Source organism: Acidovorax sp. Root217 (assembly GCF_001428645.1).
Lineage (GTDB): Bacteria > Pseudomonadota > Gammaproteobacteria > Burkholderiales > Burkholderiaceae_C > Acidovorax.
This window is the reverse complement of record NZ_LMIH01000018.1, coordinates 33088-46014: the sequence shown is the minus strand read 5'-3', so window position 1 is coordinate 46014 and position 12927 is coordinate 33088. Positions and strand designations below refer to the sequence as shown.

The window sequence follows — 12927 nt, the reverse complement described above, 5'->3', positions numbered from 1 at the left end:
AGCGCAAGGCGCGGGCTGCGGCCAAGGCTGGCCGCCTTGGCAAAGCCCGCAACGCCGCGATGCGCCCGCTGCCGCCCCGGCCCGAAGGGTGAGGGCCTGGCAGGGCCGCACTCGTCGTTGCCGTGCTCGCCGGATGTGCAATCCGGCTGCGCCCGCCGCCCAGATTGCGGCCTTGCCAGACCCTCACGCACAGCCGATTCCTCGGTTTCAGTGGACTAGCCCAATCCAGGGCCCGTCTTCCATTGACCCAGGTCAATGGTGTCCAGGGCCAATGGGCCTAACGTGTGTGCACGGCAGGGCTTGGGCGTGCGTCGTCCAAAGCCACGGACCACCACGTAGATCGGAGACAAGCATGCGCATCGACTTTCTGGGCGGAACAGGCACCGTCACCGGTTCGAAATACCTGCTGACCCACCATGGGCGCCGGCTGTTGGTCGACTGCGGTCTTTTCCAGGGGCTCAAGCAGTTGAGGCTGCACAACTGGGATCCGTTGCCAGTGGATGCTGCCAGCATCGATGCCGTCTTGCTCACCCATGCGCACCTGGACCACAGTGGCTATGTGCCGCGGTTGGTGAAATCAGGATTTCGCGGAAAGGTGTATTGCACAGCGGCCACGCGCGAGCTGTGCCAATTGCTGCTGCCCGACTCGGGATGGCTGCAGGAAGAGGACGCAGAGTACGCCAACCGCCATGGCCATTCCAGGCACAAGCCTTCGCTGCCGCTCTACACCCAGGAGGATGCCCGCCTGGCACTCGAGGCGTTCGAGGAGATCCCCTTCGGGCATGAATGCTCGCCCTGGAGCGGCTGGTCATGGCGGCTGCAGCGTGCGGGGCACATCCTCGGGGCCGCCAGTGCGCGCATTGCCTGGGACGGTGGTAGCCTGCTGTTTTCGGGTGACGTGGGGCGAAGCGATGACCTGCTCATGCGGCCGCCGCAAACCCTCGAAAAGGCAGACTACGTGGTGGTCGAGTCCACCTACGGCAACCGCCAGCATCCCGACGAGGATGGGCTCGTCGAGCTCGCCTCGGTCATCAACCGCACGGCGGCCCGGGGCGGCATCGTGGTCGCACCCGCATTTGCCGTGGGTCGGGCGCAGACCTTGATCCATGCCATCCAGTTGCTCAAGTCAGCGCGGCGCATTCCGGACCTTCCGGTCTACCTCAACAGCCCGATGGCTGCGGACGTCACCGGCCTGTACAAGAACCACGCGGACGAACATCGGTTGGGGGCGATCGAGTGCGAGGCGATGAGCGTGCAGACCACCATCGTCAACACCGTGGAGGAGTCACGCCGGCTCAACAGCCTGAGCTACCCCTCGGTCATCGTCTCCGCCAGCGGCATGGCCACTGGCGGCAGGGTGCTGCACCACCTCAAAGCCTATGCGCCAGACCGCAAGAACGCGATCCTGTTTGCGGGCTTTCAGGCCGCGGGGACCCGGGGCCAGGCCCTGGTGGACGGTGCAGATGCCATCAAGATCCACGGCGCGTACGTGAAGGTGCGGGCGGAAGTCACCAACCTGGCGCAATTTTCTGCGCACGCGGACCGCCGTCAACTGCTCGACTGGCTCGGCGTGCAGCATTCACCGCGCCGCGTCTTTGTGACCCACGGAGAGCCGGTGGCAGCGGATGCGATGCGCTTGGCCATCGAGGAAACCTACGGCTGGGACTGCACCGTGCCCGAGTACCGGCAGTCCTTTGAGCTTTGAGTAACTACCGACAGTTGCCGGGCCACCACGGCCAAGGCAGGCAGGATCTGCAGGGGGCCGCACCATGATTGGTCAATTCGCCGCCTGCTTGGCGCTGTCGCGAATGCTCTGTGCCGTCTGCCCGAACAATACCTTCTTCTGCTCGTCCGTCATCGGCTTGCGCAGGTCCTTGGCCAGGTCCAGGCCGCGCTGCACGGCGGGGCGCTCCATCAACGTGTCGTGCCAGCGCTTGAGGTGCGGAAAGTTTTCGAGCGGGATCTCGTACGCCACATGCGAGCGGATCCAGGGCAGGCTGGCCATGTCGGCAATCGAATAGTCGTCGCCCGCCACGTAGGCGCCGGTGCGCTCCAACTGGCCGTCGAGCACGCCGTACAGGCGGTTCACTTCCTTGCCGTAGCGCTCGATAGCGTAGGGCACCTTCTCGGGCGCATACACCTTGAAGTGCCCGTTCTGCCCCGACATGGGCCCCAGGCCCCCCATCTGCCACATCAGCCACTGCATCTGCGCGTAGCGCTGGCGCATCTCGGTGGACCAGAATTGGCCGGTCTTCTCGGCCAGGTACATCAGGATGGCGCCGCTTTCGAACACCGACACCGGCGCGCCGCCGCCCGGCGGCGCGTGGTCCACGATGGCCGGCATGCGGTTGTTGGGGCTGATGGCCAGAAAGTCGGGCTTGAACTGCTCGCCCTGGCCGATGTTCACCGGCAGGGTGCGGTAGGGCAGGCCGCATTCCTCCAGCATGATGGAGATTTTCCAGCCATTGGGCGTGGGCCAGTAATGCAGGTCGATCATGGGGCGCTTCATCGGTGGTGGTTGAAGGAAGCGGCAGCGTAGCAGCCTTGGGGGAAGGTTGCAGGGGAGGGCCCGGCAAGACCATGTGGTGCTTGTCGTTCTGAAGGCGTCTGCGGCTTGCTTGAATCCGTTGGGCACCTTGCAGCCTCTGGCGGGCCGGAGACAGCCCCCAAGGGGGATCTCTGATGAAGGCAGTCTCGGTTCGCGGGGCCAACAGCAAGAGATCGTCATGGCCCCCTGAGGTACCTGCTGTTGCCACCTCAGCCGATGAGTGGCAGCGGCGCCTCGGGATGCACCAGCCCCGCAGCCCGCAGCTCACGCCAGAAATCCGCCGGCACGGCCAGCTGCAGCGCGGCGCGGTCCTCCGCAAGGCGTTCAGGCCGGCTGGCACCCGGGATCACCGCTGCCACGGCCGGGTGCGCCAGCGCGAACTGCAGGCCCGCGGCCTTCATCGACACGCCATGCCGGTCCGCAATCGCCTTGATGGCAGCCACCTTGGCCAGGATGGCGGGCGTGGCCGGGGCGTACTCAAAATTGGGCCCGCCGACCAGCGCGCCCGAGCTGTAGGGGCCACCGACGACGATGGACAGGCCCTGCTCGGCCACCTTGGGCATCACGCGCTGCAGCGCACGGCTGTGGTCCAGCAGCGTGTAGCGGCCCGCCAGCAAAAAGCCGTCCGGGCGCGGGCCCTGCAGGTCCAGTAGCAGCTCGATGGGCTCGACCCGGTTCACGCCCAGGCCCCAGGCCTTGATGACGCCCTCGTCGCGCAAGCGGTCCAGCGCCTTGAAGGCGCCCTTGCGCGCGGTCTCGAACACGCCCAGCCATTCGTCGCCGTAGAAGTCCTGCGCAACGTCGTGCACCCAGGCGATGTCGATGTGGTCGGTCTTCAGGCGTTTGAGGCTGTCTTCGATGGAGCGCAGCGTGGCGTCCTCCGAGTAGTCATTGACGATGCGGTTGGGGCGGCCGTGCCGGAACACGTCGCCTTTTTCGCCCAGGTCGCGCGCGGCCACGTCCTCCACCTCGTCCAGCACCAGGCGGCCGACCTTGGTGCTGATGACGTACTCGTTGCGCGGCCGGTCCGCCAGGGCCTCGCCCATGCGGATCTCGGCGAGGCCTGCGCCGTAGAAGGGTGCGTTATCGAAGTAGCGGATGCCGTCGTTCCAGGCAGCGTCCACCGTGGCGCGCGCCTCGGCCTCGGGGATGGCGCGGAACATGTTGCCCAGCGGGGCGGTGCCAAAGCCCAGCGGGCCGGGAAGAAGGTCTTTGAGGGTTGCTGTCATGGTGTTCTCCTGCGGATGGGTGATGGTAGGGGGCTCAGGCAGCCTGCATGGCCGTGAATTCCGTATAGCTCTCGGCGATCAGCAGGCCGGCGGGTGCACGCTCGGCGTGGTAGCGCGCTGCCAGGGCCGAGGGCGCGCCGTCCATGCCGGCGCGCGAGCGCGTCAGCGGGGCCATGGCGATGCGGTTCTTCACATCAATGGCGCCCAGGCGGGTGGGAGTGAACAGGGTTTCGGTGGTGGTCATGGTGGTTTCTTTCGATGGCAAAAGTGGATGGGTAAAGGCTTGCACAGGACGAAGGATGCGCGCCGCTGACAAATTCATCCAATTTATTTTCTGGATTCCAGATATTCCAGTAAAAGATATCTGATGCGCTACGACCTCAACCTCCTGCCCGTCTTTCTGACCCTGATGGAAGAGCGCAGCGTGACCCGCGCCGCGGAGCGCCTGGGCACCACGCAGCCCGCGCTGTCCAACGCGCTCACGCGCCTGCGCACGCTGCTGCAGGACCCGCTGTTCATCCGCGAGCGCTACGGCATGCAGCCCACCGCACGGGCCTTGGCCCTTGCGCCGCAGATCGCGCAGGCCCTGGCGGTGCTCGATGGCATCGTGCTGGGGCAGCAGGCGTTCGATCCGGCCAGTGCCGACCAGCTCGTGACCATCGCCGCCAACAGCTATATGGAGTTCGCGCTCATGCCGGCCATCGTCGCGCGGTTGCGCGCGCAGGCCCCCGGCATCCGCCTGCGCCTGGTACCGTTCGGCACCGACCTGGCCGAGACGGGCGTGGTCTCCGGCACCACCGCCCTGGTGCTTGGTCGCATCGTGGACGCGCCGGACAACCTGGTCGTGCAGCACCTGGGCGATGACGGCCTGGCCTGCGTGGTGCGGGCCGACCATCCGCAGGTCGCCGGCAACAAGCTGACCAAGAAGCTCTACGAGCAGTTGCGCCACGTCAACGTGCTGCCGCCGGGCCGGCTGCGCGCAGGCCTGTTCCAGGCGCTCGAGCGCCAGGGCCTGCAGCGCGATGTGGCCGTCTCGGTCACGCACTTCCTGGCCATTCCGGAGATGGTGGCCATGACCGACTACTGCACCACGCTGCCGCGGCTGATCTGCCACCGGCTGGCGCACGATGCGCGGCTCAAGGTGCTGCTGGCGCCTGTGGACCTGGGCACCTTTCCGCTGCACATGGGCTGGCACGTGCGCTACCGCGACGACCCGGCGCACCGCTGGCTGCGTGCGCTGGTCGCGCAGGTGGCGCAGGAGCTGGTGGGGGAGCAGGGCCCGAGTGGGGGCGCGCTGGCCACTGCGGCTGCAAGGCCATCCGCCCCTGCGCCAGAAGCACCTCGCAGGCGTCCTCGGCGCTGAAAATCCGCGCGGCCTTCTGAAACCCCAAACCGGTTTTTATTGCGCCATGCGCTTGGACAGGAACCGCATCGCAAACGGCAGCAAAATCCCCAGCGTGATCATGATGAAGCGCACCAGCGTCGGCTGGTTGCCCATGGCCCAGTGGCCGAACCAGGCGACGATGAACACCGAGTACACGTAGATGCGCAGCACCTGCATCACGTCCAGCGGCACGTCCTCGATGAACTCGTAGTTCGTGGTGCGCTTGAAGAAGGGCACACCTTCGCTGCCCAGTTCACGCAGCCGCGCACTGCCCATCGGGAAGATGGGAAAACCGATCAGAAACCACTTGGTGGTGACGAACGAGTCGTCCTGCTCGAATTTGCACTTGCCAAGATACGAGGTGCCTATGCCGTTGTAGGTGTTAGCCATGGAGGACAATCCCCTGCATGTTCCCCCGCCATGGGTGGACAGGGCGGGCTTGCCATCCGGTCGTGCACCGCATCCCGCGATCAAGCCGGCCGCAAAGGGCCATGGCGCCTTGATTCCTCATTGGTATTCCCCTTGTTGGATTTGATTTTTGGTTACCGCGTCCCGTTGCACTGGGGTCAGCCACGGCCAGCGGTGGCGCGATGGTGCCATGGCAGCGGGAGGGGAATCAATCCAGGGCGACAGGCGGACCGTTGTCGGGCGCCAACGGCTTGCGCATGTAGACAGTGAACCCGCCCATGAAGGGCTCCTCGCGGTCCACGGCGAAACCGTGGTGCAGGTACAGGTCGACGTTCGATGCAAACTGCTTGTTGGTGTACAGACGCAGGCCTTGGAGCTGCAGCGCCTTTGCGGTCTGTTCAGCCTGCGCGAGAAGGATGCGTGCACAACCGCGGCCCTGAAAGGCGGGCGCGACCGCCAGGTTCTCGATCAGCAGCCATTGCGGCTCCGGGATCATCTCGACCAGGCCGGCGAGCACGCCGTCGACGTGCAGCAAATCAACCAGGTGTTCCCTGACAGCCGTCTCGTAGTCCGCCTTCATCGGCAGGGGCTCCCGCCCGATCACCGGCACCCACTTGGCATAGGCGGCGCGGGTCAGCAAGGCCACTTCTGGTGCGTCGTTGGCGGTCGCGCGCCTGATTTGAAAGTCCATGGGATGTTTGCCGCTCAGTCTTTGCGCGCTTCGCCGGCCGCATACCACGCAGGCGCCGAACCCGCATGGATGCTGCGCAGCGCCTTCGCCGGCACGAACGGCGTATCCAGCGTGCCCAGCGAGAACGACATCCACGCCGCCGCATCGCCATGCTCGCTGTGCCAGGTCAGCGGCGAGCCGCATTCCGGGCAGAACGTGCGCGTGACGCCCGGCGATGACTCGCGGCGCTTGAGCAGCTCTGCGCCGCGTATGAAGGCAAAGCTGCCCACCGGCACGCTGCCATAGGACCCGAAGGCCGCGCCATGCGCCTTGCGGCACATGCTGCAGTGGCAGTGCGAGGCGGCCTTGATCTCGGCGCGGGCTTCGTAGTGGATGGCGCCGCACAGGCAACTGCCTCGGTACAGCGCAGCTGCGTTGCTGTTCTTGTCCATGGTGCTCTAGCGGTTGGATGTTGTACAGATTCTGCCGCAGGATTGGCTGGCGATACTTGCTGAACCGAGTCCCGTCGCAGCCGTATCGGCGTCGCCTGCAGAAGCGAACGGGTGCCTTTGCTTGTCTGGGAAGCTGCTTTCCACCTACGCCGCACTGGTGTATCTCCTCTCGACAGGGCTGGGCGCACGTGCACAATGTTCCAACAGCCATTGGCTCCGGGAGTGCATATGGCAAAGTTGCTGAAGCTGCGGCGCCGCTTTGAAAGAATGGTGCTCGCGGGTTTCATTGCGGCAACCATCGTGGTTGCCGCCCTGGCCTCGGTCACGTGGACACTTGCGCAGGACGCACGGGATGCGGCGCATCTGGTTTCGCACACCCACCAGGTGGTCAATGCCATCTCGCAGGCAAAATCCGATACGCTGCAGATCGAGCTGAGCACCCAGAACTACAGAATTTCAGGCGATACAAACGCCCTGGCCGATCGCAACAGGAAGATGGACGATCGCGAAAATGCGATGCGCTTGTTGCTGCAACTCATCGCCGACGACCCCGCGCAGGTGGAGCGCTGGACAAAGCTTCGCGCGGTGCTGGACCAGCGCATCACCATCGCCAAACAGGTGGAGGTACTGCGCACCACGCAAGGCGGCGATGCAGCCACAGCGTTCGCAACCCGGGCTCCGCTTCGGGAAACGCGCGAGCGCACCCATGCTCTTTTTGACGCGATGGGCGAGCAAGCACGAGCGGTTCTGCAAGTCCGTACCGCGGACCAGTTGAGGACGCAGGGGTTCCTGGCCGCAAGCGGGTTGGTTGCTGCTCTGCTGCTGGCGGCGCTTCTTGCGGGCACCTACGGCCTCATCCGCCGGCAGTTGATGGACAGCGAGTCGAATCAACGCGCCCTGATGAGAAGCGAGGCGAAACTCTCCACCACACTGCGCTCCCTGGGCGATGCAGTGCTGGAGTGCGATGTCCAGGGCCGCGTGACGGGCCTGAACCCCGTGGCCGAGCACCTGACGGGGTGGACCCTTTGCGACGCCCTTGGCCAGCATGCGGACGCGGTGTTCAAACTCATCCGGCAAGACGGGCAGTTTCTGGATCGGGCGCCGGTGGCCAGGGTGCTCGCCACCAATGAGAGTTATGAAGAAATGGATGGCGTGGCATTGGTGCGGCGCAGCGGTAGTGCGTGCCCCATTGGCGCCACTGCTGCGCCCATCCGCGATGAAACCGGCCAACTGCAGGGCGTGGTACTGGTATTCCGCGACATATCGGCAGAGCAGGAGGCCCGGCAGTTCATCCGCGACCAAAATGCTTTGTTGGAGAAACATGTACGCGAGCGCACCCTGCAACTGCTCGATACGCAGGAGCATCTGAGCAGCGTCATGAGCAGTGTGCCGGCCATGATTGCCTATGTGGATGCACAGCAGCGCTACGTGTACGTCAACGAACAGTACCGCGCCCGGTTTGCGCCGGACGGCGGCGATATCACCGGGCACTCCGTGAGCGAGGTGCTCGGGGAGGACCGCTATGCCATCGCCTCGCCGATCATCGACCAGGTAATGAGCGGTGCGCCCCAGAGCTACGACTGGCAGCCTTTTCCCGGCGTGTGGCAGGCCATCAGCTACGTGCCCAAGCGCGACACGCTCGATGGCATCGTCGGCTACTATGTGCTGGGCTCCGACATTACAGGGCGCAAGTTGTCCGAAGAGCGCATTCATAGTTTGAACGCAGAGCTAGGGCAACGCCTCGGCGATCTCGAGCGCGTAACCCGAGCCTGGAAGACCCTGAGCGCTGGCAACAGCGCCATGCTGCGCGCCACCGATGAACAGCAACTGCTGGAAACCATGTGCAAGGCCATCGTGGATGCAGGCGGATACCCGATTGCCATGGTGTGGTACCGCGTGGAGGACGCAGCGCGGTCCATGCGGCCCATGGCCGAGAGCGGCTTCGCTCCTGGCATAGCGGTGATGCGGACTTTGAACGTCACCTGGAGCGACGGCGAGTTCGGCCGCGGTGCAATTGCAACCTGCTTGCGCACAGGCATGACGCAGGTCGTCGGCGACATGCAGACCAACCCCAACTACCAGCACGTACGATCAATTTTGATGGGCAATGCATCGTGCATCGCCTGCCCGCTGGTTGTGGGAGGAGTCACCATCGGGACGATGGCTATTTTCGCGAAGGAGCCAGACACCTTTGGACCCGACGAAACGCGGCTGCTCACAGAGTCGGCAGAGGATCTGGCCTTCGGCATTGCCAGCTTGCGTGCCAATGCCCAGCACGCCAGAGCGGAACAAGAGATGCGCCGGCTGACCCGATTCGATGTGTTGACAGGGCTACCCAATGAGGCACAGTTCACCGAAATCATCACCCACGCCATCGAAGCGGCGCGGGCAACCCCGGGGGGACAATCGTTTGCGTTGCTGCAGGTGAATGTCGAGCGTCTTCGGGATATCAACGAGGCACTGGGCTTTGCGCATGGCGACCAGTTGCTGCAGGAGTTTGGTGAGCGGCTGCGCTCGGCATCACCCGACGCGAACTGCGTTGCGCGGCTGCGGGGTGACGAGTTTGCACTGCTGCTGTCGGCGGGTGACGAGCGGGCAGCGGTGGGGATGGTCAGCCGCATTCAGGCGCTGTTGCACCAACCATTTGCGATCGCGGACATTTTCCTGGATGTGTCCGCGCGCACTGGTATCGCCTTGTTCCCTGCCCATGGCATTGCCGCAGACGATCTGCTGAGGCACCTGGATTTTGCGGTCCACCAGGCCAAGAGCAGAGAGCTTCAATTTTACCTATACGACCCGCAAACTATTGAGAACCGACCCGAACGGCTCACCATGGCCGGCGAGTTGCGCCGCGCCATCGAGCGTGGAGACCTGCGCTTGTACCTTCAGCCCAAGATCGATTTCACCAGTGGCCGACTGCTGGGCTCCGAAGCCTTGGTGCGCTGGCAGCATGCTGACCGGGGGCTCATGCCGCCCGCTCAATTCATAGAGCTTGCCGAGCAGACTGGCCTCATCAAAAACCTCACGGAGTGGGTGATCGAGGCGGCCATGCGCGTGTGCCGTGAAGCCCAGGGCCGCGGCGATGCCCTGCCCATCGCAGTGAACCTGTCTGCAAGGAATCTGCGCGACGAGGAGCTGCTGGGCAGGGTGCAGCTACTCCACCAGAGCTGGGGTGTAGACCATGGACTGCTCGAATTCGAAATCACGGAAAGCACCGTGATGGATGACCCCGATTCCGCTTTGCGCATCCTGCGCGGCCTGCGCGATGAAGGCATCCCGCTGTACATCGACGACTTTGGCACCGGCTATTCATCACTCAGCTACCTGCTCAAATTGCCGGTGGAGTACATCAAGATCGACCAGTCCTTCGTGCGCGACATGTCCACCAACAACGACTCTGCCGTCATCGTCAAGTCCACCATCGACCTGGCCCACGCCCTGGGCCGCAAGGTGGTGGCCGAGGGCATCGAGACCCAGCGCGACTGGGATCGTTTGGCCGAGTTGGGGTGCGACGTAGCGCAAGGCTACTTCATCGCGCGGCCCATGCCTGCGGCAGAATTCCCGGCGTGGGCGCAGGCATTCGAAGAGCGCAGGGCGGTGGACCGCGCCGATGCGCTGGAGCATTCCTGAGCCGGTCCAGGTGATGCGGTGCATCATCGATCACCCCCGTCGGCAAAACGCAGGAGGCGGGTCAATAGGCGGGTGTGCAGAGGGCTCTCGATGCTGAAGCCAATGGGAATCCTGGCCCAAGAGGCATGTGCGACCCCGTTCGTCCGGGCGGGAATGAACTGGAACTGCCGGACCGATTGCAGCGCTGCCGCATCCAGCGACGGGTGCCCCGAGCTCTGGTGCACCTCCACCCGGCTGGCGGCACCCGATGCGCTGATGAGCACCCTGAGAACGGTCTTGCCCTCTGTGCCCGCCAGCAGTGCCTCAGGGGGATAGTCCGGCTTCTTCATGGCCGCATACCGTGCAGGTTCCTGGCGCAGCGGGGCGAGCGCGGGCTGCACCACGCCGTACAACGCCAGCGCCAGCACCGGCCAGAGTCTGGCCGCCCTGGGAAACTTCGGCATCCGCAAAACCATGGCGATCCCGATCAGGCTGGTGTGGGGCCGCAGGTCGCAGCCGGTGGCGGCGCCTGGCGCCGCCAGGGCGAAGCAGGTGCCGTCCTGGGGAGGCCGTGCTCCCCCGTTCCTGCCTTGCTCGCGCGGATCAATCCGTCTCTTCAAACACCAGCGAAGGCGTGGTCATGATGCGCGCCGTCTGCGACAGGTCCTCGATCATGCGGTTGGCGAAGTAGCTGTTTTGCGTGTCGGGCTCCAGCGCGGCCACGGCCAGGTGGGCCAGGGGCTGGTTCAGGGGCACATAGTAGCTGCCGGCGGGCACATCGATGGCGGCGCGCACGGGGGTGACCTGCACGCGGATGATGTCGGCGCTGTCGCTGATGGTGCCCAGCACGTCGCGGCGCTCCGAGGTTTCGCGCGCGGTCTCGCGGTAGGTGTCGGCCAGAAGCGAGCCGCCTTCGGCGATGCGCAGCACCTGCAGGCCCAGCAGCTTCAGGCGCTCCACCACCGGTGCGGCCTGGTTCGATACCCAGTAGCCGCAGGGGCGGGCGCGGGATTTGAGGGTACGCAGGTTCAGCGACGAATTCCAGTCCACGCGCACCAGGCGGTCCATGCCGGTCTCGGGGTCGATGAAGACCACTTCGCGCTGCGTGGGCGTGGGGCCGGCTTCGACCACCACGTTGTCGCGGCAGGCCTTGGCCGAGATGTCGCGCACCACGAAGCCGCGCACCTGCTCCAGGTTGGCGGCGCGCTCGGCGGTGGAGCGCAGCGCGCTGGCGATGGCCGTGACCTGGGTGTGCACGCGCCGCTGCATGTGCAGCGGGCCGATGCCCACGCCACGCGTCTCGATCAAGAGGCTCACGGTGTTTTTGAGGCCATGCACGTTGCGGCCCGTGTCGGGCTGCACGCCGCCCATCGACAGGGTGCGGTCGTCCGCGCCCGTGGCATTGGTGTAGTACCACTCGCTGGAGAGGTTCTGCGCCTTGAGCGCGGCCTGCATGGGCTGGTGGTACCACTCCTGCGAGGCCTTGGTCAGAAACTCGGGGTAGTTGGCCGTGGTGGTGTACTGCAGCAGCGCGTCATAGCGCTGCACGGCGTTGAACTTCTGCAGGTAGCGACCGGCCACGGTGTACTCGTGCGCGTCCACCACCAGGATGGGGCGGTAGTCGCGCACCAGGCGCGCAATGGCCTGGGCCTCGGGCGTCTTGAGCAGCAGGTGGTCGCGGTTCATGTCGATGCCATTGGCCGTGGCGCGGGTGTCGGCCTGCGCACCGTCGGGGTTGGCGCGCGGCACCACGATCACGTTGATGCGTTCGAGCAGCGGCTCCAGCAGGCCCTGGCCCAGCTCGCTGGCAATGACCAGCAGGGCCTCGGCGCCGGCGGGCTCGTTGCCGTGCTGCTGGCCGATCAGCACCACGGTCGGGCGCTTGCCGGCATCCAGGCTGGCCGGGTCGTCACCGGGGGCGCGGGTGAGCAGCAGGCCCACCAGGGGCTCGCCACGCTGCGAGGTGCCCAGGCGCAGCACGCTGGCGCGCGAAGGGCCGCCTGCCGTGCCCGAGGCCACGGACTGCAGCCACTGCTCCACCTCGGCATTGGTGGTGTAGGCGCGGCGGCCGGGCGCCAGGCCCGGCGTGCTGTAGCGCACCGTGGGGTCCGGGAAGCGTGCCATCACGGCGGGGCCGTAGGGCGGGGTGGCCAGGGGCTCGTTGCGGCCCACCACCGGTGCGGTGGGCGGCAGCGGGGCGGTGATGACGCCTGTGGCGCCGGGCTGCGGCGCGGGCGCCTGCTGCTGGGCGCCCAGGGGCGCGGGCACCACCCTGCCTGGCTGCGCGCGGGGCACTGGGGCGGGGGCATTGGGGCGCGGCGCTGTGGCACCCGGCGCATTCCAGGGCGGCAGCGGCGTGCTGCTGCAGGCCGCCAGCAGCAGGGCCACCAGGGCGGCTGCCGCCGTGCGGCCAGGCCCCCGGCTGGTCTGGGCGTCAGTGTGCTGCTGGGGTGGTGGGGAGATGTGGGCTCTGGGCATGGTCATATAGAGGTCTCGTCGCCCCTTGCTCAATCCGGGGCCTGGCCCGGCATCTTACTGGGCGCCTCGTTACCACATGTGTCAGCCGGCACGCCGTGTTGCAAGGTGTGCCGCAGCGCGGCGCGCCAGGGCGCAATTCCCAGGGTGGA

General features: G+C 65.9%; 11 protein-coding genes. 3 read left to right on the top strand and 8 right to left on the bottom strand.

What is annotated here, in order from left to right; translation table 11 throughout:
- Window positions 1-352 precede the first annotated feature (352 nt).
- Window positions 353-1705, top strand: a complete 1353-nt coding sequence (locus tag ASE31_RS18690; RefSeq protein WP_057203335.1) for an MBL fold metallo-hydrolase RNA specificity domain-containing protein — start codon at window positions 353-355, stop codon at window positions 1703-1705.
- A gap of 72 nt (window positions 1706-1777) precedes the next feature.
- Here the strand turns inward: ASE31_RS18690 and ASE31_RS18685 are convergent, their stop codons facing one another.
- The 3 genes from ASE31_RS18685 to ASE31_RS18675 all read right to left on the bottom strand — a co-directional run bounded on the left by ASE31_RS18685 (window position 1778) and on the right by ASE31_RS18675 (window position 4021).
- Window positions 1778-2497 (bottom strand): glutathione binding-like protein, encoded by a 720-nt coding sequence (locus ASE31_RS18685; protein WP_057203442.1) that lies wholly within the window; start codon window positions 2495-2497, stop codon window positions 1778-1780.
- A 260-nt stretch (window positions 2498-2757) separates the two neighbouring features.
- The gene (locus tag ASE31_RS18680; protein WP_057203334.1) at window positions 2758-3777 is read right to left on the bottom strand and encodes an aldo/keto reductase; all 1020 of its coding nucleotides are present in this window, start codon (window positions 3775-3777) and stop codon (window positions 2758-2760) included.
- A gap of 34 nt (window positions 3778-3811) precedes the next feature.
- A complete protein-coding gene (locus ASE31_RS18675) occupies window positions 3812-4021 on the bottom strand; it encodes a hypothetical protein (RefSeq protein ID WP_057203333.1) in 210 nt (69 codons plus the stop codon).
- 123 nt (window positions 4022-4144) lie between these two features.
- Between ASE31_RS18675 and ASE31_RS18670 the strand changes: the two genes are divergently transcribed.
- Window positions 4145-5140 (top strand): LysR family transcriptional regulator, encoded by a 996-nt coding sequence (locus tag ASE31_RS18670; protein ID WP_057203332.1) that lies wholly within the window; start codon window positions 4145-4147, stop codon window positions 5138-5140.
- Between the two features lie 36 nt (window positions 5141-5176).
- Here the strand turns inward: ASE31_RS18670 and ASE31_RS18665 are convergent, their stop codons facing one another.
- The 3 genes from ASE31_RS18665 to ASE31_RS18655 form a co-directional block, all read right to left on the bottom strand.
- On the bottom strand, window positions 5177-5551 hold the full coding sequence (locus ASE31_RS18665) for a hypothetical protein (RefSeq protein WP_057203331.1): 375 nt from the start codon (window positions 5549-5551) through the stop codon (window positions 5177-5179).
- Between the two features lie 226 nt (window positions 5552-5777).
- Complete coding sequence (locus tag ASE31_RS18660; RefSeq protein ID WP_057203330.1) at window positions 5778-6260, bottom strand: GNAT family N-acetyltransferase; 483 nt, start codon at window positions 6258-6260, stop codon at window positions 5778-5780.
- A gap of 14 nt (window positions 6261-6274) precedes the next feature.
- Window positions 6275-6691, bottom strand: coding sequence for a GFA family protein (locus tag ASE31_RS18655; protein WP_057203329.1), 417 nt, complete (start codon window positions 6689-6691; stop codon window positions 6275-6277).
- A 228-nt stretch (window positions 6692-6919) separates the two neighbouring features.
- Between ASE31_RS18655 and ASE31_RS18650 the strand changes: the two genes are divergently transcribed.
- Complete coding sequence (locus ASE31_RS18650; protein WP_057203328.1) at window positions 6920-10321, top strand: EAL domain-containing protein; 3402 nt, start codon at window positions 6920-6922, stop codon at window positions 10319-10321.
- A gap of 23 nt (window positions 10322-10344) precedes the next feature.
- On the opposite strand, the gene ASE31_RS18645 is transcribed toward ASE31_RS18650, so the two are convergent.
- Entirely contained in the window at window positions 10345-10920 is a 576-nt protein-coding gene (locus tag ASE31_RS18645) for an energy transducer TonB (protein WP_057203327.1), read from the bottom strand.
- The gene (locus tag ASE31_RS18640; RefSeq protein WP_057203326.1) at window positions 10904-12784 is read right to left on the bottom strand and encodes a M14 family metallocarboxypeptidase; all 1881 of its coding nucleotides are present in this window, start codon (window positions 12782-12784) and stop codon (window positions 10904-10906) included. Before ASE31_RS18640 ends, ASE31_RS18645 begins: the two co-directional genes overlap by 17 nt.
- Between the last annotated feature and the right edge of the window lie 143 nt (window positions 12785-12927).